This window comes from Bradyrhizobium sp. CCBAU 11434 (assembly GCF_028128895.1).
GTDB classification, from domain to species: domain Bacteria; phylum Pseudomonadota; class Alphaproteobacteria; order Rhizobiales; family Xanthobacteraceae; genus Bradyrhizobium; species Bradyrhizobium zhengyangense.
On sequence record NZ_LBJX01000082.1, the window covers coordinates 20,952 to 45,783 of the forward strand.

General features: G+C 60.0%; 15 protein-coding genes and 1 pseudogene. 9 read left to right on the forward strand and 7 right to left on the reverse strand.

Annotated features, from left to right (window positions below):
• Positions 1–38 precede the first annotated feature (38 nt).
• From XI06_RS18125 to XI06_RS18140, 4 genes are all read right to left on the reverse strand, one after another.
• The gene (locus XI06_RS18125) at positions 39–2,198 is read right to left on the reverse strand and encodes an amylo-alpha-1,6-glucosidase (protein ID WP_271606030.1); all 2,160 of its coding nucleotides are present in this window, start codon (positions 2,196–2,198) and stop codon (positions 39–41) included.
• Between the two features lie 32 nt (positions 2,199–2,230).
• On the reverse strand, positions 2,231–3,391 hold the full coding sequence (locus tag XI06_RS18130; RefSeq protein WP_271606070.1) for a glycosyltransferase family 4 protein: 1,161 nt from the start codon (positions 3,389–3,391) through the stop codon (positions 2,231–2,233).
• A gap of 219 nt (positions 3,392–3,610) precedes the next feature.
• The gene (locus XI06_RS18135) at positions 3,611–4,813 is read right to left on the reverse strand and encodes an ABC transporter substrate-binding protein (protein WP_271606031.1); all 1,203 of its coding nucleotides are present in this window, start codon (positions 4,811–4,813) and stop codon (positions 3,611–3,613) included.
• Between the two features lie 259 nt (positions 4,814–5,072).
• Entirely contained in the window at positions 5,073–5,450 is a 378-nt protein-coding gene (locus tag XI06_RS18140; RefSeq protein ID WP_271606032.1) for a hypothetical protein, read from the reverse strand.
• Positions 5,451–5,763: 313 nt separating this feature from the next.
• Here XI06_RS18140 and XI06_RS18145 point away from each other — a divergent pair, with 313 nt between their 5' ends.
• The 4 genes from XI06_RS18145 to XI06_RS18160 are packed head-to-tail and all read left to right on the forward strand — an operon-like array spanning position 5,764 to position 12,113.
• Entirely contained in the window at positions 5,764–8,604 is a 2,841-nt protein-coding gene (locus tag XI06_RS18145) for a bifunctional transaldolase/phosoglucose isomerase (RefSeq protein ID WP_271606033.1), read from the forward strand.
• Positions 8,605–8,630: 26 nt separating this feature from the next.
• Positions 8,631–9,677, forward strand: coding sequence for a phosphogluconate dehydrogenase (NAD(+)-dependent, decarboxylating) (gnd, locus tag XI06_RS18150; protein ID WP_271606034.1), 1,047 nt, complete (start codon positions 8,631–8,633; stop codon positions 9,675–9,677).
• Between the two features lie 55 nt (positions 9,678–9,732).
• Positions 9,733–11,292, forward strand: a complete 1,560-nt coding sequence (zwf, locus tag XI06_RS18155; protein ID WP_271606035.1) for a glucose-6-phosphate dehydrogenase — start codon at positions 9,733–9,735, stop codon at positions 11,290–11,292.
• Positions 11,289–12,113: a Cof-type HAD-IIB family hydrolase gene (locus tag XI06_RS18160; protein ID WP_271606036.1), complete on the forward strand. Its 825-nt coding sequence runs from the start codon at positions 11,289–11,291 to the stop codon at positions 12,111–12,113. The genes zwf and XI06_RS18160 overlap by 4 nt, the downstream gene beginning before the upstream one ends.
• A 488-nt stretch (positions 12,114–12,601) precedes the next feature.
• On the opposite strand, the gene XI06_RS18165 is transcribed toward XI06_RS18160, so the two are convergent.
• Both XI06_RS18165 and XI06_RS18170 read right to left on the reverse strand, forming a co-directional pair.
• On the reverse strand, positions 12,602–12,967 hold the full coding sequence (locus XI06_RS18165; protein WP_271606037.1) for a response regulator: 366 nt from the start codon (positions 12,965–12,967) through the stop codon (positions 12,602–12,604).
• Between the two features lie 30 nt (positions 12,968–12,997).
• Complete coding sequence (locus tag XI06_RS18170) at positions 12,998–13,381, reverse strand: hypothetical protein (protein WP_271606038.1); 384 nt, start codon at positions 13,379–13,381, stop codon at positions 12,998–13,000.
• A 79-nt stretch (positions 13,382–13,460) separates the two neighbouring features.
• Here XI06_RS18170 and XI06_RS18175 point away from each other — a divergent pair, with 79 nt between their 5' ends.
• The 5 genes from XI06_RS18175 (at position 13,461) to XI06_RS43510 (ending at position 22,390) form a co-directional block, all read left to right on the forward strand.
• Complete coding sequence (locus XI06_RS18175; protein WP_271606039.1) at positions 13,461–17,879, forward strand: chemotaxis protein CheB; 4,419 nt, start codon at positions 13,461–13,463, stop codon at positions 17,877–17,879.
• A 205-nt stretch (positions 17,880–18,084) separates the two neighbouring features.
• Positions 18,085–18,915 (forward strand): slipin family protein, encoded by an 831-nt coding sequence (locus tag XI06_RS18180; protein ID WP_271606040.1) that lies wholly within the window; start codon positions 18,085–18,087, stop codon positions 18,913–18,915.
• A gap of 762 nt (positions 18,916–19,677) precedes the next feature.
• Positions 19,678–20,022, forward strand: coding sequence for a carboxymuconolactone decarboxylase family protein (locus XI06_RS18185; protein ID WP_271606041.1), 345 nt, complete (start codon positions 19,678–19,680; stop codon positions 20,020–20,022).
• Between the two features lie 322 nt (positions 20,023–20,344).
• A protein-coding gene (locus XI06_RS18190; RefSeq protein ID WP_271606042.1) for an IS630 family transposase occupies positions 20,345–21,294 on the forward strand; the annotation gives its coding sequence in 2 pieces (ribosomal slippage) (positions 20,345–20,687 and positions 20,687–21,294; 951 coding nt in all).
• Between the two features lie 931 nt (positions 21,295–22,225).
• Positions 22,226–22,390, forward strand: a complete 165-nt coding sequence (locus tag XI06_RS43510; protein ID WP_333909347.1) for a DUF488 domain-containing protein — start codon at positions 22,226–22,228, stop codon at positions 22,388–22,390.
• 56 nt (positions 22,391–22,446) lie between these two features.
• On the opposite strand, the pseudogene XI06_RS18200 reads toward XI06_RS43510, so the two are convergent.
• Positions 22,447–24,827 (reverse strand): annotated as a pseudogene (locus XI06_RS18200) (membrane-bound PQQ-dependent dehydrogenase, glucose/quinate/shikimate family).
• Positions 24,828–24,832 lie beyond the last annotated feature (5 nt).

The window sequence follows — 24,832 nt, forward strand, 5'->3', positions numbered from 1 at the left end:
CGGTCGCCGACGAAACGATGCCTCGACTTGGTCGCGCGCTACAGCCATCGCGTGGTGGCCGTGGCGTAGCTCTTCTGGACGACTGCCAGCGGATCGCCTTTCAGAGTCTCGAACCGCGTAGCGTCGTCGTCGCGCCAGAATCGCAGGTCGAAGACGTTCTCACCGACCCGAAGGTCTCTGATGGTGAGTTTCGGGAGCCACTCAGGCAGAACCGGATCGATGTAGAGCTTGCCGGCCGGCGCGTCGGGTTGAAAGCCGACGATCATCTGAAGCATGGCGAAACATGATCCCGCTGCCCAGGCCTGCGGCACATTGGCGCCCAGGTACTGGACCGGAAAGTCGGTCGGATCACGCTGCATGCCGGAATAGAGTTCCGGCATTTGATGCTGCACGAAGTAGCCGGCGGCGCCGCTGATGTCTCTGGCGATGCATGCTGCTTCGTTGGCGAAGCCGTAGCGGCGGAAGCCCATGGCGATAATCCCGTTGTCGTGCGGCCATACCGCGCCGTTCTGATAGGAATTGGGATTATAGGAGGGGTTGTCGGTCGAAAGCGTCCGGATGCCCCAGCCGCTCCACATATCCGGTTCCATCAGCCGCTTGACCACCTTGGCGGCGCGGTCGGGAGGCACTATGCCCGACCACAGGCATTGGCCAGGATTGGAAGCGACGCTCAACACCTGCTTTTTTTCGCCATCGAGACAGAAGGCGTAGAAGCCGGACTCTTCATCCCAGAACGTATCGTTGAAGCGGACGAACAGGGCCTCGGCCTTTTCGCGCAGTGTCTGGGCCCGGGCTGATTTGCCCAGGGCGTCGTAGACCTGAGCCATGCGCAGCCAAGCATCGTAAACGTAGCCCTGAATCTCCACGAGCGCGATCGGGGCTGTGACGATCGACCCGTCGGTGTTGACCAGCGCCTGACCCGAATCCTTCCAACCTTGGTTGTAGGCGCCAGCCTTGGATCGGGTCTGATACTCCTGGAAGCCATCGCCGTCCCGGTCGCCGTATTCATCGATCCAACTCAGGCATTTCTCCGCGACAGGCAGAAACCGAGCCAGCAGATCGGGATCGCCGGTGCAGCGCCAAGCATTATGCAGCACGATCAGATAGAGGATGGTAGCGTCGGCGGTCCCGTAATAGGGCGTGTGCGGAATAAGCTTGAAGTGCGCCAGCTCCCCGCGACGCAGTTCGTGCATGATCTTGCCAGGCTCCGCGTCGCGATAGTCGTCGCGCCTGGTGGCCTGGTGGCGGCTCAGCACCTCCAATGCGCCGCGGGCGAAACTGGAATGCACCATCGCGTTCTGCAGCGAGACGGTGAGGCTGTCGCGACCGAACAGCGCCAGGAACCACGGAACTCCGGCCGCCGGCACGAACTCCAAATGGTCGGTGCCCTCGATCGGGAGTCGCAAGGCGGCCATATCCTCTAGCGACTGATGGTAGAAGCGGTAGAACTCCTCATTGCTCGTCTCGATCTTGAGCGTCGCGTCCCGCCACTGACTCAGTTTGCGATGCGCGCCAGCGCCACCCGTCTGGGCGATGCAGTGATCCGGTGCGTGATCGATGGTCTCGCCGTCGCCGACCGCATAGAGCAGGCATGAGTGCCATGCCTCGCCGGGCTTGAGTTCGAGTTCGAAACTGATCCGGCCATTGGCATAGACCGGCTTTGAATCCCACTTGTGCGCGGTGACGGTGACCCGGCGCTTGAAGTCCTTGTTGACATAGGCGATCGTGAGACGTGGAGCGCCTTGCGACCATGCCGATGTGATGCGGCCGCGCCTGACGATACTGCCGGATTTCACTTCGAAGATATCGGCAAAATCGCTGCGTACCGCGATCTCGAGATTGAACTGCACCTTGTCCATGCCGTGATTGACGAGATCGAGATCCTCATGGATTCCGCCGCCGATGGAACGGCTGATCGATAGCCCGAGGGTATGTTCCGGGACCACGCCGATCTCGGTATGAAGGATTGGATTGGTGAGGAAGATGCGGTTGGCGTAGTACGCGACGTTCCCGCTGTTTAAGAGTTTCCACGACTCGCCATCCGCGAAGATCTGCCAGGAGGAGATGACCCGGGTATCGGAGTGATAAAAGCCCTTGTCGGTCGGCCAGGGGATCTGACCGTCCTGGTCGGTGATGAGGACGCCGTAGCCTTGGTTGATGGCCAGCCTTGGCGGTCCGACATTTATTTCTATGGCCATTGATTGTTTCCGCGCGAGCCGTTGAGGGGCGTTTAACGTCGAACGTCGGCGACGCCGTCTTCGAACAATGAGTCAACGGGGTCTAAGGCTCCCTTTTGCGGACCCGACAAGCCGTGACCCAGGCCGCGGTCGCGCGATCCCGCAAAGGCCGGGGACCTAGATGAGGAGCGCGCATTGTCCGCGAGCCGCCTGTAGAGCACCAGATAGTTTTCCGCCATACGGTCAACCGTGAACCGATCTTTGAAACGCTTGCGGACGTTCAGGCGGTCTAGGGTACTCACTCGGTTCAAGGCTTCGAGCGCCTCATCGAGGCACTGGACGATGAACCCGGTGACGCCTGGGTCCACAATCTCAGGAACAGAGCCGTTGCGCCAGGCGATCACCGGCGTGCCTGCAGACATGGCCTCGATCATCACCAACCCGAAGGGCTCGGGCCAGTCGATAGGAAAGAGCAGGGCGAGCGCGCCGGCCAGTAGTTCGCTCTTTTGGGCGTCGTCGATCTCGCCGAGGAATTCGATCAACGGATGATCTAGCCACGGTTTGACCGCAGCGTCGAAATACTCTTGATCGGCCGCGTCGACCTTGGCCGCGAGCTTGAGCGGGATGCCGGCGCGGAGGGCGACCGCGATGGCGCGATCCGGTCTCTTCTCGGGCGAGATGCGACCCAGGAAGGCAAGGTATGTGCCCTGGTCCGCCGAATACGGAATGAGCCCGTCAGGCATGCCGTGAGGGACTGTCGCCAACCAGTTTGCGTCGAGGATCGGTCGGCGCTGGGCGTCGGAGATCGACACTAATGGCATGCGGTTGAAGGTGCGATACACCGGGTGCATTTCCGGCAGATCCAGCCGTCCATGTAGTGTGGTCAAGGACTTCGAGGCGAGATGCTGGAACAGCGGGAACTGATAGAGATCTACATGGAAGTGGATCACGTCAAAGCTTTCGGCGAGCCTGCGCACCCGGTCCAGCATGAGCAACAAGGATGGCGCGTGATTGTGCACACCTGCTCGCCGCAATCCTGCCGGGCAGCATGGCGCGAGCGTCGCCAAGGTTGACGAGTCGGCGCTGGCGAACAAGGTCACTTCGTGTCCCTGGCGTACGAGTTCTTCGGTAAGCCAGGAACAGACCCGCTCCGTGCCACCATAGGTGCGGGGTGGAACAGACTCCGCGAGCGGCGCGATCTGCGCAATTCTCAAGGTCATCGGCAGACGGGCTCCATAACTTGTTCCGCAAGTCTTTCACTGAAGCGAATGACTTCTGTGCAGCGGCTGGACTTCATCGCAGCCCGCCACAGCCCGCGTTCCTTTAGCCAGCCGACCAGTCGAGAACGCCGCCGATCGGTCCACGTTGCTGCGTAGTTTCCGAGGCTGAAGGACCTCACGTATTAGCTTCCTATTGTTATGGGATGCTGCAAATCACTCCTTGAGCAAGGGGCAGGTCGAGTCAGAGAGCTTTCCAAAAGCCTGGTCTCCGGGCATTGTCTCTACAAGACGATAATAGTCCCACGGGTGTTTCGATTCTGAAGGCGTCTTGACCTGCATGATGTACATTTCATGTTCCATCAATCCATCAGCGCGGATTTTGCCGTTGGACGTAAACATGTCGTCGATCTTAGCCTTATGCAATTCAGCCATGACCTTATCAGCATCGATCGTCTTGGCGGCCTTGACCGCATTGAGATAAGTGAGTGTAGCGGAATAATAGGCGGCCTGGGTCATCGTCGGCTCACGCTTTGTTTTTTCGAAGAAACGCTTCGCGAAAGCCCGGGTCTTGTCGTTGAGATCCCAATACCAGCCCGTCGTAAGATAGAGCCCCTGCGCGGTCTCCAGTCCCAGACTATGGATGTCGGTTATGAAGGCGAGCAGCGCGGCAGGCTTCATCTTCTTCGTGACCCCGAACTGATTGGCGGCCTTGAGCGAGTTGGTGAAGTCATCACCGGCGTTGGCAAGACCCAGAACCTGCGCGCCTGAATTCTGCGCCTGCAGGACAAACGAAGAGAAATCCGATGTGGCAAGGGGAACCCGGACGGAGCCAAGAACCTTGCCGCCTCCAACGGTCACCACGCCGGCCGCAGACTCCTGTAGCTGAGTGCCAAAGGCATAGTCAGCGGTCAGGAAGAACCACGACTTTCCGCCCTGCTTCAAAATGGTGGTCGCGGTCCCGTTACCAAGCGCCGTAGTGTCATAGGCATAATGCACCGTGTAAGGCGTGCAGTCCTTACCGGTGAGCGATGCCCCCGCCGCGCCGATGGCGAAAAATGGGATCTTCTTCTCCCGCGCGATCGTCGTCATTGCGATACTGACGCCGGTATTGGAGCCTCCGAGTACCATGGTCAGACCATCGCGATCCGCCCATTCGCGGAATTTCTCGGCGCCAAGGTCCGGCTTATTCTGGTGGTCGGTTACTAGAAATTCGATCTTCTTTCCAAGGACAGAACCGCCAAAATCTGCGATGGCCATTTTAGCGGCCTCGACGCCGCCGGGGCCAATGATGTCGGCATAAACGCCAGACATGTCGTCGATATCTCCGATCACGACCTTGTTCGCTTCAGCATGTGCGGCCGGCGCGAACACGCAGAACGCCCAAACAATGACGTACAATGTTCTTGCTTCGCGCATTTATCGCTCCTTCGTTTGGCTAAAGGTGAGATCAACCGAAATCTGCTAAATTAATGCCGAGAGGAGAACGTCTTGCAGAATAGCGAGCGACGAGGCCGTGACGATAGGCTCGGAAACTACCTAGAGACTATCTGGCGGCCAGCATCATCACCGAGCTTCACGGTTTGAACGCACCGCCTCCTGGCGCAAATCCGGTCGCCGGCAAGTATTATCGCTCACCGAGGGGAGAGCGGAATTGCCGCTCCCTCCAATCGATCAGCTAATGTTGCGCAGGCTTCGCGGGCGCTGAGACGGGGTTGTTGTCCGAATGAGATTGGCCCGTCGTGGCGCCGCCCGAATTTGACATCTCCAATGCACTCATGCCGTTCGGGCCTATGGTCATCAATATGGGATTGCCGTCTTTGGTTTTAGCTTGGATCAAGAAGGCGTCTTGCAGGACCTTGACCTCGGAGAATCCGGCGTTTTGCAGATCTTGCTTAAGCTTATCTACCGTCAGAACAGACTGCTGACCTGCGCCTTGCTGTTTCGTGGCATTTGGTGAAGGTGGATTGGTCGCGCCCGTCGTGGACTGAGCGGAGGCAGTTCCCGAAACAGCAAGCGCCAACACGAGCGTGGACATGAACAAGGTATTACGCATGGCATAGCTCCTGTGTTTTCAAAGTTCGTCTTTGAGACGAACTCATTAAAGACAGCGAACCACTTAATCGTTCCGCGGGCGGATCTGCGTAGTTTCCGAGCCTACCGCTGCGAACCAGCGTCGGTCTATCGTAGGGGTGTCTCACCTTGGAGCCGAAGTTCGGTTGCCATCGTCGATCAAAAGCCGGCAACGTCGATACGTATCGACGCGGCAGAGCTCAACACATCGGCTCGTGCAAGGTCTTTGTCGACGAGTGCTTCATGCCGGCGAAGGTGATGGCCACAATGATACGAACCTCGGGAGACTCATCAGCATGAATCCGCTGAAGCAGCTCGAAGCATATGGCCAGTCGCCGTGGCTGGACTATCTGAAGCGCAGCCTGATCGCGAAGGGTGAGTTGCGCACGCTCATCGAGCACGACGGCTTGAAGGGCGTCACCTCGAACCCTTCGATCTTCGAGAAGGCGATCGGCGAGACCGACGAATATGCCGATGCGCTGAAGCAGTTCCAGGCGCGGGCCGATCATAGCATCTCCGAGATCTACGAGCACTTGGCGATCGCCGATATCCGCGCTGGCGCCGACGTCCTGCGTTCCGTCTACGACCAGACGCAGGGACGGGATGGCTATATCAGCCTGGAATGTTCGCCTTATTTGGCCAACGATACTGACGCGACGATCGCCGAGGCATCGCGGCTGTGGGCCGCGGTGGAACGCCCCAACCTGATGGTGAAGGTGCCGGCTACTCCGGCGGGTATCCCCGCGATTCGCCACCTGATCGGTCGTGGACTGAACATCAATATAACTTTGCTCTTTTCGGTGAGCGTCTATGAACAGGTGGTCGAAGCATATATTGCGGGGCTCGAAGATTTGAATCGGTCCGGCGGCGATCTGTCAAAGATCGGCAGCGTCGCCAGCATTTTTGTCAGCCGTATTGATGTCGCGACGGACAAGCAGCTGGACAAGCTCGGTGACAAAAAGCTGGCGGATCGGTTGCGTGGGAAAGCGGGCATCGCCAACGCGAAGATCGCCTACTCTCGCTACAAGGCGCTGTTCTCCGGCCCTCGCTGGCGGCATCTGTCCGGGGCCGGCGCGCAGATGCAACGCCTGCTCTGGGCGTCTGCCAGCACAAAAAGCCCGGCTTACAAGGACACGATGTATGTCGAGGCGCTCATCGGCCGCGACACGGTGGATACCATCCCGCCGGCTACCATGGACGCTTTCCGCGACCATGGGGAGGCGAAGCCTGACGCTATAGAACTGGATGTGGCAGGCGCCCGCACCGTGTGCTCCGAATTGGAGGAGCACGGAGTTTCATTGAAGGCGGTCACGGACGAATTGCTCAAGGAGGGGGTGCAACAGTTCGCGGACGCGTTCGACAAGCTGTTCGGCACCATCGCGAAACGACGCCGCACGCTGCTCGAGGGCGAGCGCGCCGGCCTGGAGATCGCGCCGGGCTCACCGGAGATGGACGCCGCTGTCCACGCGGAGATGGAGATCTGGCGTGAGGACGGACGCATCCGACGGCTTTGGGCAGGGGACAAGTCGTTGTGGGCAGGGATCGACGAGGACAAGTGGGTCGGTTGGCTAGACATTGTCGAGCAGGAATTGGCCAACTTGGATCGGCTGGGCGGCTTGGCCGAGCGGATGGGGCAGGGCGGGTTCACCGACGTGGTCCTCTTGGGAATGGGCGGATCGAGCCTGGGACCGGAGGTGCTGGGCAAAACTCTCGGACGGCAGGCTGGCTGGCCGTGTTTCCATATGCTGGACAGCACCGATCCGGCGCAAATCAGGACGATCGAACAGGCGATTGATCTCGGCAAGACACTGTTCATTGTCTCCTCCAAGTCCGGCAGCACGCTGGAACCCAACATTTTCCTGGACTATTTCTTCGACCGCGTCGGCGCAATGAGGGGCAAGGACAAGGCCGGTGAGCACTTCGTCGCCGTAACCGATCCGGGATCCTCGTTGGAGCGACGCGCCGGTCGGCTCGGCTTCGGCCAAACCTTCCACGGTGTGCCGTCGATCGGCGGGCGTTACTCCGTGCTGTCGAAGTTCGGCTTGGTGCCGGCGGCAGCGACAGGTCTTGACGTTAGGCGCTTGCTTGAGACGACGCGGACGATGCAACGTTCCTGCGGCGCCGACGTCCCGCCGTCGGAAAACCCTGGTGTGCAACTCGGCGTCGCTATGGGAGTCGCGGCAACCCGCTTTGGACGCGACAAGGTGACGATCATTGCCTCGCCAGGGATCGCCGATTTCGGCGCGTGGCTGGAGCAGCTCCTGGCGGAAAGTACAGGCAAGCAGGGACGCGGGCTGGTCCCGCTGGCCGGCGAGCCGCTCACCGTGCCCGAGGGCTACGGCAGCGACCGGTTCTTCGTCTATCTGGAGTTGGCCGGGCAGGCCGATCCGTCGCAGTGCCAGGCCGTCGAGGCGCTGGAGCGGACCGGCCATCCGGTCGCGCGGATTCGCGTGAAGGATCTCTGGCATATCGGTCAGGAATTCTTCCGCTGGGAGATCGCCACCGCCGTTGCCGGTTCGATCATCGGCATCGACCCCTTCAACCAGCCGGATGTCGAGGCAAGCAAGGACAAGACGCGCGCGCTAACCGACGCCTATGAGAAATCGCATCGCCTGCCCGAAGACGCGCCGATGTTTCGCGAGAATGGCGTGGCTCTCTACGCCGATCCGCGCAACGCGGCTCAACTCGGCCGACACAACACCCTTGCCGGTTATCTGAAGAGCCATTTTGGCCGCGTGCAGGCCGGCGCGAAAGCCGGCGATTACGTGGCGCTGCTCGCTTATATCGAGCGCAATGCGGCGCACACGCGAGCGCTAACCGAGATGCGCAGGCGTATCCGCGACAAGACACGGGCCGCGACGTGCCTCGGCTTCGGACCGCGCTTCCAGCATTCGACCGGGCAGACCTACAAAGGCGGCCCGAATTCCGGCGTGTTCTTGCAGGTCACCTGCGATGACCCCGCCGACATCGATGTGCCCGGCCATTCCTACAGCTTTGGAGTTGTCAAGGCCGCACAGGCCAGCGGTGATCTCGCGGTGCTGGTGGAACGCGACCGTCGTGCGTTGCGCGTTCACCTCAAGCATGTCGATGCAGGCCTTGAGGAGCTGTCGCACGCAATCGACGCAGCGCTCGAATAGCGCATCGTCATAAGGAGTAACGCAAGATGCAGATCGGCATCATTGGCCTGGGTCGCATGGGCGGCAACATCTCTCGCCGCCTGATGAAGGCGGGCCACCATTGTGTGGTGTTCGACACAAACGCCAAGCCGCGCGAGGCGCTGGCGAAGGAGGGCGCCACAGCCGTTGGCTCGCTCGCCGAGATGGTGAAGGCGCTCGCGGACAAGCCGCGCGCCTTTTGGGTTATGCTGCCCGCCGGCGAGATTACCGACGAAACAGTCGAAGGTCTCGGCGGCCTGCTTGAAGCAGATGACATCGTCATCGATGGCGGCAATTCCTTCTACAAGGACGACATCCGCCGCGCCAGGAAATTGGCGAAGAAGCACATTCGCTACGTCGATTGCGGCACGTCCGGTGGCGTCTGGGGTATCGAGCGCGGCTACTGCCTAATGATTGGCGGCCCGAAAGAGGCCGTGGATCATCTCGACCCGATCTTCGCGGCGCTCGCTCCGGGCCTGGGGGATATTCCGCGCACGCCCGGCCGCGAAAAGGCCGCATCCCGCGCCGAGCGCGGCTACATTCACGCCGGGCCATCCGGCGCCGGGCATTTTGTCAAGATGGTCCATAACGGCATCGAATACGGATTGATGCAGGCCTACGCGGAAGGCTTCGACATCCTGCGCAACAAGGACTCGAAGGATTTGCCGGAGGACGAGCGCTTCGTTCTGAACATGCCCGATATCGCGGAGGTCTGGCGGCGCGGCAGCGTCATCTCATCCTGGCTGCTGGATCTCGGCGCCGCCGCGCTGGTGAAGGATCCGCAATTGAATAAGTTCTCCGGCTACGTCCAGGATTCTGGCGAGGGCCGCTGGACCGTCGAAGCCGCGATCGAGGAGGCGGTCCCGGCGGACGTGCTGTCCACGGCGCTTTATGCCCGATTCCGCTCGCGGCAGGTGCACAACTTCGCAGAAAAGATGCTTTCGGCGATGCGGTTCGGCTTCGGCGGCCACATCGAGGGTCGCGAGTCCATCGATCCCGAACCGAAGCCGAAAGAACCGCGGGGCCACACGGCGGCGCAGAATGCCGCGGAGTAGCGCCGTGCCGGACCATCCGATCGGGACATCTCCGAGCACGCAGGCAGCGGGGTCGATGCCTCGGCGACAAGTCCCTCCGGCCGATCCCTGCGCCATGGTCGTCTTCGGCGCCGGCGGCGACATGGCCAAGCGCTTGCTGATACCGGCTCTCTACAACCTCTCGCGTACCAAGGTTCTGCCGGAGAAATTTGCGTTGATCGGCGTGGACCTTGCCGCCGGCACAGCGGAAAGCTGGCGCGACCATCTCTACGACATGCTGAAATCCTTCGTCGGGAATGCGACCGCGGAGTTCGACATCGATCGGATCGACGAGGCTGCATGGAAACGGCTCACGGAGAAAATGTCCTATATCCAGGGCGATCTGACCAAGCCCGACCTCTACGAGAAGGTCCAGGGCGCTTTGGGAGATGCAGAAACGGTCCATGGCACACAGGGCAATGCGATCTTCTACCTCGCGGTCGCCGATCGGTTCTTTGGCACCGCAGTCGAACAGCTCGGCAAAGCGAAGCTCACCGATCAAGGCGAGGACAAGAATGGCAAGCCCCGGTTCTGGCGCCGCGTGGTGATCGAGAAGCCGTTCGGCCACAGCCTGGACTCTGCGCGCCAACTGAACGCCCGCATCCTGCGCACGCTGCACGAGGATCAGATCTTTCGGATCGATCATTTTTTGGGAAAGGACACGGTCCAAAGCATCATGGCATTCCGTTTCGCCAATGGACTGTTCGAGCCGATCTGGAATCGCGATCGGATCGATCATGTGCAGATCACCGTGGCGGAGACGGTGGGTGTGGAGGAGCGCGGCAAATTCTACGAGCAAACCGGTGCGCTCCGCGACATGGTGCCTAACCACGTGTTCACGCTCCTCTCGATGGTGGCCATGGAGCCGCCGACGGGCTTCGACGCCGCGTCGATCCGCACCAAGAAGGCTGAGCTGTTCACGGCGATGCCGGCCGTCAAGCCGGCACAAGCGGTGCGCGGTCAGTATGGCGCTGGCACTGTCCTGGGCAAACAGGTCAACGCCTACCGGAACGAGCCGAACGTGGCGGCGGATTCCAGCATCGAGACCTATGTCGCCATGCAGCTCGAGATCGACAATTGGCGCTGGGCCGGCGTCCCCTTCTACTTCCGTACCGGCAAGCACATGTCGCAGCGTCTGACGGAGATCGCGATCCGCTTCAAGCAGGCGCCCTACACGGCGTTCAAGGACACCGCCGTCGATAGCTTGCGGCCCAATTGGTTGGTCCTGAGCATCGCGCCGGATGAGGGCATTTCCCTGCAGTTCGAGGTCAAGCGGCGTGGTCCGGTAGTGGACCTTGCCGCCGTGAAGATGGACTTCCACTACGATGACTGGTTCCCGAAGGAGCCCAATGTCGGATACGAGACGCTGATCTACGACGTCATGATCGGCGACCCGACGCTGTTCATGCGTGCCGACATGGTGGAGCAGTCCTGGCGCATCGTACAGCCGGTGCTCGACGCCTGGGCGGCAGAGAAGGCTGATTTTCCCGATTACGATTCCGGCAGAGACGGCCCGAAAGGAGCTGACGAATTGCTGGCGCGCGACGGAGAAAGGACCTGGCGTCCCGTGATCCCTGCCTCGGAGCAAAAGCTATGACGGCTCAGCATGATATTCGTCTGTTCCTGGCCGACGTGGATGGTGCGCTGGTCACCAGGGACAAGGTGCTGACCGAGGCGGCGAAGGCGGCTGTGCGGGAGCTGGATCAAGCTGGCATAGCTTTCGCCATCACAAGCGGGCGACCGCCCCGCGGCATGAGCATGCTGATCGAGCCACTCGGGTTGCGGACCGCCATAGCAGGCTTCAATGGTGGCGTGCTGGTCAATCCCGATCTCTCAGTCATCGAGAGCCACACGCTCGACCCCGCCGCAGCCAGGCAGACCGTGGAGCTCATCCTGGATCAGGGGCTGGACGCCTGGGTCTACACGGAGACGGAGTGGCTGATCCGCGATAAAGATGCGCCGCATGTGGCGCGCGAGACCTGGACGGTGAAATTCAATCCCAGGGTCGTGGCATCCTTCACAGACGCCCACTTGACGCACGCGGTGAAGATCGTTGGCATCTCCAACAATCTCGACCTTATCGCCGCCTGCGAGAAAGCGGCGCAGAGCGCATTGGGGGAAAAGGCGAGTGCTGCGCGCTCGCAGCCTTACTATCTCGACGTGACTCACCCGCAAGCCAACAAGGGGACGGTCGTCGCAACCCTCTCGAAACTTTTGAACATCCCGCCCGCGCAGATTGTCACCATGGGGGACATGCCGAATGACGTCCTCATGTTCCGCAAGAGCGGCTTCTCAATTGCCATGGGCAATGCAAGCGACGAGGTGAAGGCGCAGGCGAGTGCGGTGACCGACAGCAATGAGAATGAGGGCTTCGCCAAAGCAGTGCGGAAGTTCGTTCTGCGACCGGCCGCCTCATGACCCTGGTGACGGGAATCCGGGTGTACGGCGCCCCTTGGCGCGCCGCGACGCCACGAAGGAGCGCATCGAGACGTGATAGCCAGCCTCAGCGCAGTGGTCCCAGCCCTGGCACACACGATCACCGAGCCGGTGCCCGCCGTTATGATGGGCGTCTCCGGATCCGGCAAAACCACGGCGTCAGCATCACTCTCGGCCGCCAGTTCCAGGACAATGATTTGCACCCAGCAGAGAACGTGGGAAAAGATGTACGACGGTATGCCGCTGACGGATGTGGTAGTTGGCCGGCCGAGATCGCTGCCGACAATTTGGCGGCATCTACTTCCTATGTTTGGCGGACGCAGAAACATGTGCCGCGCGAAGGAGCGGTGCGACTTTTGTTGTCTCATCCTCACCTGGAGGCTTGCCGCTCACCTCTGCAGGCGACAGGAGGTAATTAGCAGAAATTGCCCGGCAAACATCAGTCTCGTATGACCGGCGGGTCGGCCGTTTCATGATGAGGCTGCGACGTCGAGTGCGCGTTGAATGGCGCGACCGAGGTCTATATCACGAAAAGGCTTTTGGATCACAATTGCGCCTGGTCTCAGTGCCTGTATCGTCGCAGTTCCGCCACTGACGAACACGTGCGGGACCCACCCGGTGCGGAGTATTTCCTCGACCGCTGAGACGCCGCTTCCATCGCGCAACCGCGCATCCACTATCATCAGATCCGGGTTGCACCGAGCGGCGGCGGCCACCGCTCCGGTCTCGGTTGCCTCGATTGCGCAAACCTCGTAGCCCATCGCTCCGAGTGCGTCAGCAAGTAGCATGCCAATCAGGATCTCGTCCTCCACCACGAGGACGCGGAGCGCTTTCATCGATTCACTTCGCTTCCGCATCGCTCTCATTCACCCCATTGTGATGCGCTCGTGCAATTCGGGCGCGTCGCGGGACGCACGCACGTTCCAATGCGCCTGTTTCACCTGCGCGTGCAGATCGATCGCCGCTGCCAGGTGCTTGTTCAAAAGCTCGACGAACTGAGCACGAATGTTCTCGGACAGCGTGTTGTGGGTCGGTTGCATGGGTGAAACTCCAAGGTGGGCGTCGACGACCGCCAAAGCTGGCACGACGACGCAATCACTGCGCGCGATACCGCGCACGCTGGCCGATAGCGGTCCGCTCAGGACCTTGTAAAACAGACGATAACCGATGTGAGATCGCCACAGACAGGCCCGGAAACTACGTAGACCGACGCCTACTCCGGCGCGCGGCGCCGCCCGACGCGCGTCCATGCCGCTCGCGTCGCCGAGGTGGAGAGCCTATAATATCTTCTAGCCTCGATCAGGGGCGTTTCCGGAGAACCAATGGAGAATGCCTAGAAGCCGTCCATCCCGGGCCAAAGCGACGCGTACCCGATCAACCGGGTTTACGCTGCCGGCGCGCGGCCCTCCGCGGGGACCAGACGACTTTCTGATCGTCGGGATCGGCGCCTCGGCGGGCGGCCTCGACGCCTGCAGAAAGCTCATCGAAGCCCTTCCCGCCAGTAACGGCATGGCTTTCATCCTCGTCCAGCATCTCGATCCGACCCATGAGAGCATGATGGTGGACCTGCTGGCCGGCCACACCCGGATGGCTGTGCGCCAAGCCGCAGATGGAGCGCCGCTCCAGCCTAACCACCTCTATGTCATTCCTCCCGGAACCTATCTGTCGGTCGGCAGAGGCGCTCTGCATCTCTCAGAGCCGCTGGCGCGTCATGGTGCGCGCTTGCCTTTCGACTTTTTGCTGAATTCGTTGGCGGAGGAATACGGAGAGCGCGCTGTCGGTGTGGTCCTGTCCGGAACGGCGGCTGATGGCAGCCTAGGGTCGAAAGCCGTGAAGGAAAAAGGCGGACTCGTTATCGCGCAAGATCCCGACGAGGCCGCCCATGACGGCATGCCGCGCAATGCGATTCTCACCGGCACTGTTGACGTTGTGCTTCCGGTCGCCAAGATTCCCGACGCGCTCGTCAAATATGACCGGCGAATGGCGCTCACGCGCACGCAGAACAGTTCGCGTCCGCAAGACACCGTCGAGGGTTGGCTGTCGGAAGTTGTCGATCTTCTTCGTACCAAGACCGCGCACGATTTCAGACTCTACAAGTCGGGCACGCTGCAACGTCGGATCGAGCGGCGCATGGCGATGGCGGCGGTCGAGACCGACGATATGGATCGCTATCTCAAAATCCTGCACGACGACGCTCGCGAGCTGGACCTTCTCGCCAAGGACTTGCTCATCAATGTCACCAGCTTCTTCCGTGATCCGAAGGTGTTTGATCTCCTGGCGGAGAAGATCGTTCCGGACCTAGTCCTTAGCCACGCGCCTGATCAGCCGCTGCGAATCTGGATAGCCGGGTGCAGCACGGGTGAGGAGACTTATTCTCTAGCCATGCTGTTCCGCGAGCAGATCACCGCGGCGAAGCGCAATATCAAGCTCCAGGTCTTCGCCTCAGATGTCGATCCGGACGCCGTCGCGAGCGCCAGAGAAGGGCTCTACCCAGAAGCGATCGAGGCGGAGGTGTCGCCGGAGCGTCTGACCCGCTTCTTCACGAAGGAGGCCCAAGGCTACAGGGTTGTACCAGAGCTGCGGGCTGTTGTGGTCTTCACCGGACAAGATGTCCTGGGCGATCCGCCATTTTCCCGTCTTGACCTGGTTTCATGTCGCAATCTTCTCATTTATTTGCTCCCCGAGGCACAGGCGAGGGTTATCTCGCTCTTCCATTTTGCGTTGCGCGAGGGTGGGATTCTTCTGCTTGGCAGCTCGGAGACGGTGGTCAACGCCGACGGCCGGTTTGAAGCGATCTCTAAACCCGAGCGAATCTACCGGCACATCGGCCACAGCCGGCCGGGCGAACTCGGCTTTTCGCTGAGCGTCGGTGACGGCTCGCGCCTGCCCGCGCACGCGGGACAAGACCCTGCGCCCTCGCGCCAATCCACACTCGCCGAGCTCTGCAGGCGGTTGGTGATGGAGAGCTATGCGCCGGCGGCAGTCCTGATCAACAGCAAGCATGAATGTCTTTATTATCTGGGACCGGTCGATCGCTATCTTCACGTGCCGGCGGGCCATCCTACTCGCGATCTGCTCGCCATGGCGTGCTCCAACATCCGTATCAAGCTTCGAGCAGCGATACAGCGGGCTACTCAGGATAATCTGCGTATTGTCGTCGTCGGTGGCCGCGCGAAGCAGGGTGAGAGCGCGTTCAATATAGCCGTACATCCGGTTCTGAGCGCGGGTGAGAACCTCTTGCTGGTCTGCTTCATCGATGAGCCGGCGCACGAACAAAAGAAAGGGCGTCGTGCCACGCCATTAGACACTACCCGAGTCGCTGAGCTCGAGCAGGAACTCGAGGCCACGAGAACAGAACTATTGGGCGCTATTCGCAACCTTGAGATCTCCAGCGAACAACAGAAGGCGATCAACGAAGAAGCCTTGTCCTTAAACGAGGAATACCAATCCACCAATGAAGAGCTCCTGACATCGAAGGAAGAATTACAATCGCTCAACGAGGAGCTGACTGCTCTCAATAGTCAGCTCCAGGAAACGCTGGAGCGGCAGCGTACCACCTCCAACGATCTGCAGAATATTCTTTACAGCACCGATGTCGCGACGCTCTTTCTCGACACCAAGCTCAACATCCGCTTCTTTACGCCCGCCACTAAGGCACTTTTTAGCGTCATTCCCAGCGATATCGGCCGACCGCTCGCGGACCTAAGTTCACTGACGGCCGATAGCGCGCTTCTCGCGGACGCGCGAGCAGTGCTGCAGACCCTTAGCCCCGTTGAGCGGGAGATCGAAGCACGGAGTGGCGCCTGGTACATCCGTCGGATATTGCCCTATCACACTCAGGACAACGGCGTCGAAGGCGTTGTCATCACCTTTGCTGACATCACTGAGCGGAGGCATACAGCGGATGTTTTGGAGAAGGCAAAGCGGGAAGCCCAACTCGCCAACATCGCCAAATCGCGCTTTCTTGCTGCTGCAAGCCATGACCTCCGCCAGCCGTTGCAAGCACTGAGCTTGATGCGAGGCGCGCTCGACAGAAGGATCAGGGAGGATAGGAAGGAAGAGGCCTTGGAGCTGGTCGCGCGGCTCGACGAGACAGCTGCGGCCGTGTCGGGCATGCTGAATTCGCTGCTCGACATAAACCAGCTCGAAGCGGGCACCGTTCACGCGGAGATGGTCAGTTTCCCGATCGCCGATCTGCTAGGCCGATTGAAGGACGAGTTCACATACCTCGCACAAGCGAAAAACCTCGCCCTGCGAGTCGTCCAGTGCGACCGATCGATCTACAGCGATCCGCGTCTGCTTGAGCAGATAATCCGCAACCTGCTTTCAAACGCGTTGAAATATACCACGCGCGGAAAGATATTACTCGGCTGCCGCCACCGCAAAGACGTGCTGAGCATCGAGATTTGGGATACCGGCATCGGCATCCCCAACGAGCAGCTTCAGGCGATCTTCGAAGAGTACCACCAGCTCGACAACGCCGCGCGCGAGCGCAGCCGCGGCCTCGGCCTCGGTCTTTCTATCGTACAGCGTCTGGCCGATCTTCTCGGCCACCGGGTGCGCGTCCGCTCACAGCTGGGCAAGGGCTCGTTTTTCGCGATCGACATCATGCTCCCACCGAGTTCAGCCGCCGTAAAGGTGAGAGACCGCCAACCAGAAATCGATGAGACGATTGCCGAAGCAGTGCAACGCACAGGCGCCGTTTTGATCATCGAGGATGATCCCGAGGTGTGCAAGCTCCTCGATCTCCAGCTCAAGGACCAGGGCTGCCATACTGCGACGGCGCCGGACGGAATCGTCGCACTCGATCTAGTCGCGCGAGGCAAGATCCGGCCTGATCTCATCGTCGCGGACTACAATCTGCCGAAGGGACTGAATGGGCTCCAGGTTGTTGAGAAGCTGTGCGCGCAACTTCATCGTCGGATCCCTGTCATCGTCCTGACCGGTGACATATCGACAAGCACTCTGCACTATATTGCACGTCATGACTGTGTCCAACTCAACAAGCCTGTGCGGTTGAAAGAGCTGACACGTGCCGTCCAACGCCTCCTCCCAGCGTCGCGATCCGCAACGCATTTTCCACCAACCCTTCACGCCGCTGAAGAGCACAACAATCACGGGCAGGTCATCTTTGTTGTCGACGACGACAATCATATACGCGAAGGAATCCGCAAGGTGCTCGAGGCGGACGGCCGCACCGTCGAGGATTTTGCGACGTGCGAGGCCTTCCTCGAAGCCTATCATCCAGGACGCGAGGCCTGCTTGCTGGTCGACGCATACCTACCCGGAATGGGCGGCCTCGAACTGTTACAGCATCTAAGCCATTCGAGCCATCGGTTGCCGGCCGTCATGATCACCGGCAACGGCGACGTGTCGATGGCGGTACAGGCCATGAAAGCGGGCGCTTTGGATTTCATTGAGAAGCCGTTCCATCACAGCGACCTGCGCGCCAGTGTCGATCGTGCTCTCGAGCAATCCCGAGATTCGAGCAAATCGCTCGCTTGGCGGGAGGCCGCGGCGAATCACATTGCGGCTCTCACGCCGCGACAACGGCAGATCATGGACATGGTCCTCGCCGGCCACCCCAGCAAGAATATCGCCGCCGATCTCGGCATCAGCCAGCGCACGGTCGAGACCCACCGCGCCTCGATCATGAAGAAGACCGGCGTGAAATCCCTTCCAGCACTAGCGCGGTTAGCGCTTGCCGCCGCCGAGAATGTTACGGACGCACCCCCTCGTCCAACTTGAATCGTTGCTCGCGACCGCGCGGTGAACAACCGCTACGTAGTTTCCGAGCCTACCGTGGCGGCATCCTCGCGCTATATCCTTCAACACAGCCCTAGTTAAGGCGCCCCGATCTCCGCCGAGGCCGACGGGAGTTCGCACCGACCATTTGGCCACTTCGCGCCCGCCGCTGGGAGCCTCTTACTCTCGTCTTGGAGGGAGCAGCGCTATGTTTTTCTCACCTTCTTTCTATGTGATCTCGGTCCTTGTAATTGCGGCGCTCGTTCTGATCATGGCGAGTGTACGGATTTTGCGAGAATATGAGCGAGCAGTTGTCTTTACCTTGGGACGTTTCCAAAAGGTCAAAGGTCCAGGCCTGGTGTTGTTAATTCCCTTCTTCCAGGAAATGGTGCGAGTGGATTTACGCATCCGGGTCATCGAGATTCCGACTCAGGACGTGATCTCCCGGGACAACGTATCAATGAAAGTCGACGCGGTGCTCTACTTCAACGTCGTCAATCCCGAACGAGCCGTCATTCAAGTTCAATCCTATCTTCCCGCCACGAACATGCTCGCGCAGACGACGTTACGCGCCGTGTTGGGTCAACATGAACTCGATGAGATGCTTTCAGAACGAAAGAAACTCAGCACCGATGTCCAGAGCATTCTGGACACTCAGACTGAAACCTGGGGGATCAAGGTGAGCAACGTCGAGATCAGAACCGTCGAGCTCACGGAAAACATGGTGCGCGCCATTGCCAAACAGGCGGAGGCGGAACGCGATCGGCGCGCGAAGATCATTCACGCGGAAGCCGAGTTTCAGGCGTCGCAAACCCTGGTCAACGCTGCGCAGATCCTCGGAAGCATACCCGCCGCCATGCAGCTGCGTTATCTGCAAACGCTGGCTGAGATCGGTGCCGAACAGAATTCCACGGTCGTCTTTCCGATGCCGATCGATATCGTCAAGCCGTTCCTCGAACTTCTTGATAAAACCGGCAAGGCGCGGGGCGCCAACGGTGCTACGCTTGTGCCGCCCAATGAACTGCCATTGAACGCGTGAGGAACGAAAGCATTCTGGGAAGCGGCGCCCCGAACGTGTTGCGAGCATAGATCTCGCCGTCATAGGGCCCGTGATTGCGACGCCGACAAACGAACCACGGCTCCACAAAACTAGATCCGAATGCTGTCTTAGAGCGGTTCGCGCTGAATTTGATATTGCTCAATACGCGCCTGACGGAGCGGGACGAAATGGTATGCGGCCTGCAATCTGGTCGCTGAGACTATCACTGGAGATTCGAAAAATGTCCAAATTCCGCGTAAGTTTCTACAAGACAGTGCAAAATGCGACTGGGCACAGTTCGAAGCATCTTCAGAGGCAACTTGATTTGACCTCTGATAGCCCCTCTGGGGCGCTAGTTGAGGCAGAACGGTTGCTCGATAAGGGTAGCTTAGCGGCCGACCGCGTCGAAGTTGTGCATATTTCTTCTGCGAGCCCTAGCGAGGCGAATGCCATGCCCGGCAAATCATAGGTGTTCCAGTTTTCGTGGTGATGGCGCCTATCGCAAGTCCAGTTGCACAGAATTTGCAATTCCGCGATGAAAGAAGCTATCGGTGATCTATCCGATCGCTGGGTCTCGGTAACCGCCGGCGTTTCGAATACACGTCATTGGTTATCTCGACCGAACGATCCGAAATGACATGGCGAGCGAGAGTCCGAACCGCCGTAAGGCATGGCGCATGGCGCCGATTACAAGAGCGTAAACCATAGGATGCGGATCGACAGTTTCATAAGGCGGCGCGAACTCCAGAAGAGGAAGCATGCATGTCGGACACCGCATACCCGTCGAGCACGAGCGAGCTTGCACAGAAGCGCAGGGAATTATCGCCTGATACTGAGGCGGCCTTTCAGGCTTTTAGCCAGAAGGTTTTCGCGGAGGGCGCGCTGCCTGCCAAGGTTAAGCAGATTATCGCCGTCGCGGTGGCGCATGTTACCCAATGCCCTTACTGCATCAAGGGACACACGAAGGCGGCGTTACGGCATGGCGACTCACATGAAGAGCTGATGGAGGCAGTCTGGGTCGCTGCTGAAATGCGGGCAGGAGGGGCTTACGCTCACTCTCTCCTCGCACTTGAGGAAATGCAAAAAGCTGCGACGACGAGTGTGTGAGCGGACGCAATGCCCCTTTGCGATCTCCGGGAGTCGAGTTACGTTCGAAGGAGCGTGACCTAAACGCTGACCCGGCGGCTCACCGATCATACGGGATCACCGAGACTGCGGCTCCCTATTTGTCGAATTGAGTGGGCCGGTAGCGGGTAGGTAACCCACGCGTTGTGGCGACCAGTAATCAGTCTGCAGCTGGATTCACTGCAGATCCGGCGGCTATGTTCACTTCTCTAGAGCATTTTCTGACCTATCGGAATCGGTAAGGGATTCCCTTGCGAGGCAAATCGTGATTCACCCTGAGGGCTGGTGATGGAGGCCAGCCCCCATGGCTAAACCGCTCTCGCCGGACCTTCGCCTTCGTATTATTCGGGCTGTGGAAGATGAAGGCATGAGCTGTCGGGGCGCCGCCAGCCGGTTCGGCGTAACGCCATCGACAGCGATCGAACTGGTTAGCGAGTGGCGAAGCACCGGCACCTGTGAGGCGGGAGCGCAGGGCGGAGACCGGCGTTCAGCTCGGATCGAGGGCCATGCTGCGGAGATCCTTTCCCTGGTCAAGGCTGCGCCTGACATGACGCTGGCCGAGATCGCTGACCATCTCTTCAAAGTCCACGGCGAGCGTTTCGTGCCGAGCGTGGTCTGGCGATTCTTCGATCGTCGCAACATCACGTTCAAAAAACATCGCACGCCAGCGAGCAGGATCGGCCGGACGTAGCCGCTGAACGCTCGGCGTGGAAGGCATCTCAGCCTGAGATCGGCATTCATCGGTTGGTGTTCATCGACGAGACGGGCGCCTCGACCAAGATGGCCCGACGCTATGGCCGCTCGCCGTACGGCCTGCGCTGTGTCGCAGCGCTCCCGCATGGTCACTGGAAGACGACCGCCTTCGTCGGCGCGTTCAGAGCGACAGGCATGACTGCGCCGATGGTCCTTGATGGCCCCATGGATGGTCCGGAGTTCGAGGCATACGTGACACAAGTCCTCGTGCCGACACTCAGGCCCGGCGACATCGTGGTGATGGACAATCTTGCGGCACACAAGCGGGCCGAGGTCGGCATCGCAATCGATGCCGCGGGCGCCCAGCTACTCTATCTGCCGCCTTACTCGCCCGACCTCAATCCGATCGAAATGGCCTTCGCCAAGCTCAAAGCCGCCCTTCGAAAGGCAGCCGCCAGGTCAATCGACGCTTTGGACAACGCTATCGCCCTCGCCCTGGTCACCTTCACTACCAAAGAGTGCCTGAATTTCTTCGCCGCGGCAGGTTATGATCGTGTCTGATCAGAATCTGCTCTAGCGAGAGAACTCCGAAGAAGGACCAGTCCTCGAGTTGGCGCCGGCGACGCCGCGCGTGTCTAGGTATTTCCCGATCCTGACCAAACTGTTCGTAACCCGATATAACTTGAGTTCGATGGATCGAAAAAGCATCACGAGTTGTTTGTCGATGACGGACGACAAAAACCGGTGATTTAAGTGCTGCGGCCTGTACCAAATTCTCTACCTGGATCCGAATTCAACGACTTTCTATTCGCCCCGATTGGAGAGGACCGAAACGGCATGTTGATCAGCGTCCTCTCCGGATTGGCGCGATCAGATGTGGATCCTTGGCAGGAGGCTGCTAAATTGGCTCAATTGCCAGGAGAAGTCGCGACTCAGAGCTTGGCCGCGTTAATTGGTGCTTTGCCTGAAAGGACTCCGTCTTATGCCGATCCCCGCACGATCGCTGCTCGCTTGGTTGCGCTCCTACCGAATCGGCCTGGATTCGACGGTAGATCGCAAGAGACGCCACACAACGTTTGGGCAGTGCTGAATTCTCGTCCGTGGTGGGTGTATGTCCTCTTCATGTCCTTTATGCTCGGTTCTCAATTTTTGATAGCAAGCCATCAACTACCGACGAAGGTTGACAAAATGGAGATGAATACTTCCAGCACCGTTTCTCGACCGGTGCTTCCCGTGAATTCCGGTCGGTAGTCGGTTTAGCAGCCGACTCTTTCATTAAACGCCGGTACGGCCGTCGCCCGATGAGCAGAACGTCTTTACCGTTCAGAATGTCTAGCTCGTATCGCAATGGGCCGACGACAAAACCGTTTTTTCTAGTGCCAAGTCAACCGACGCGCATTGTCGCGGCTCGGAATTCGCTCAATACCTACTGGCGAGATGCAGCTTTCTCAACTATGCAGGGTATGCTCTGACGGCGCCATTCGCTACCGGGCTGGCGCGGCTTCGGGAACGCGGCGCGGAGCAACGGTGCGCCGTCATGTGCGCCGAAGCGGTTGGGTGGCGTTGCCACCGCCGGATCATCGCGGACTACCTTCTGGCCGCAGGCGAGCAAGTGATGCACATTCTCGGAAATCGCATGTCGATTTGGCGGTCCTGACGCCCAGCGCCGTCGTGCGCATCGATGGTACGGTGGTTTACCCCGAGGAGCCGCGATTATGATTTGGGCAGCGCGTAGGCAATGATGGAATCACCGGCTTCGGTACCCGTCGAGCCGTGGCCGCCGGCGACCACCACCACGAACTGGCGCCCGCTTTTCTCCGACCAATAGGTCATAGGCGTGGCTTGCCCGCCGGCCGGCAAGCGGCTTTCTCACAGTTTCTTGCCGCTGGTGACGTCATACGCTCGGGCAAAATAATCCAGCGTTCCGCTCAGAAATGCCACGCCGCCCCGGGTGATCATCGGGCCGCCAATTCCCGGAACGCCGATCTTGAAAGGCAGAGGAATGGGCGACAAGTCCCGCACCGTTCCGTTGACGTGACGATAGTATGTTTTGCCTGTCGTCAGATCGGCACCGGCAACGTAGCCCCAAGGCGGAGCCTGGCATGGCAGCCCGATCGGAGAGAGGAATGCTCCCATTTTGGCGGCATAGGGCGCTCCGAAATTCTCGTTGAACGGCGCTTCATCCGGTTTGCTGACGATTCGGCTGGTGGCGTCAGTGCGCGCTTTCAGGGTCGACGTGAAGGCCAGGTAGACAGGCATCGCGAATACGACCTGCCGTTCCGGATCGATCGCGACGCCGCCCCAGTTAAAAGTTCCGAAATTTCCGGGATAGACGATCGAGCCCTTGAGAGACGGCGGAGTATAGCGTCCTTCATAGCGCATTGAGCGAAAGTCGATCCGGCACGCCAGTTGATCGAACGGCGAGAGCCCCCACATCGAGGATTCCGTGAGCGGCGTCGGGTTGAACGACAACGTGGAGACAGGCTGAGTTGGTGCGGTGACGTCGCCGTCAACGGCGCCCTGGGGCACAGGCGCTTCCGTGACCGGCAGCAATGGTTTTCCGGTGCGGCGATCGAGCACGAAAAGCTCACCCTGCTTGGTGGTTTCGACCAAAGCGGGAACGGTGCTACCAGCGATGGTCAGGTCGAGCAAAGCGGGCTGGGCGGGGACGTCCATGTCCCAGAGGTCATGATGTGTGCTTTGGAAAACCCAGGCGACCGCTCCGGTCTCTGCGATCAGCGCAACGACCGAGGATGAATAGGTCTCGACGTTCTTGTCGCGGTTGCCGCCGAACTGATCGGGCGGCTGATTTCCCATCGGAATGAAGATCAGGCCGAGTGCGGGATCATAGCTGGATATGCTCCAGCTGTTCGGGGAGTTCGCGGAATAGGTTTGATCCTCTGCGACGGGGGCGGTGTCCGTCGGTTTCCTGCTGTCCCAGTTCCAGACCAGCTTACCTGAATTGACGTCGAAGGCGCGGATCACGCCGGAAGGTTCGGCCGTCGACACATTGTCGTTGACCGCGCCGCCGACGATGATCAGGCTTTTGGCGATGATCGGCGGGGACGTTGAATAATACGATCCGGTCTTCACGTTGGGCATGTTTTGCCACAGATTCACGAAGCCATCCGGGCCGCCGAAGCCGGGGCAGACCTTGCCGGTCTCGGCGCTCAGCGCAATCAGGCGTCCGTCCACAGTCGGGAGGAACAGGCGCTTGACGCAATCTGTCGAAGCCGTGGCATTCGCCTGCGCCGCCGCGTCTGGCGCCGTGCCGTCGAAATAGGACAGGCCCCGGCAGGTGAGGTGCTGCGTGCTCTGGTACGGAGGTTCAGCGACTTTCGGATCGTATCGCCACTCCTGTTCGCCGGTCTCCGCGTCGAGCGCGAAGACGAGATCGTGAGGTGTACAGAAATAGACCGAGTTGCCGATTTTGAGGGGGGTGACTTCGTATGTCGTCTCGATCGGATCCTTTTTGCCGCGCACGTCTCCGGTGTGAAAGGTCCAGGCGACCTTCAATTTCCCGACGTTCTGCGTCTGATCTGATCGAGCGTCGAATAATGCTGCCCGGCATAGCTTCCGCCATAGGCGGTCCAGTCTTTTCCGGCCGCCCGCCCCAGCGCGTCATGATCAGTCGCGCCTCGTTCTGGTAGACTCCCTGCCAGACCGTGCGACGGCGTGAAGACAGCGATCAGAGCGATCGCCACGCTGATGGCGAGCGAGGCAGCGAGAGCGGCTCGCCCCGATCTGAGGAAGGATTCGCGCGGCCGGCTTCGAACCGAGCGCGCCACCCAGGGCAGCATCAGGATAAGTCCGAACACGACGGTGAAATCCCCCCGGGGGGCGAGCTGCCACCAGTCCAGCCCGACTTCGACCAGGGCCCAAACCATGGTGAGCAATAGAAGTGCGGCGTAGACCCAAAATGCCAGCGGATTGTGCGCCACGATGAGAGCAGCTATGGCGATTAGAGCCAAACCTTGGACGAGATAAAAATACGAGCCACCCAGCGTAATCAGCCAGAGGCCGCCGAGGCCGAGCCACAGTCCGGCCAAGGCAAAGATGGCAGCGAGAGCGATACGTGTGGATTGGCTGGACATGCGGA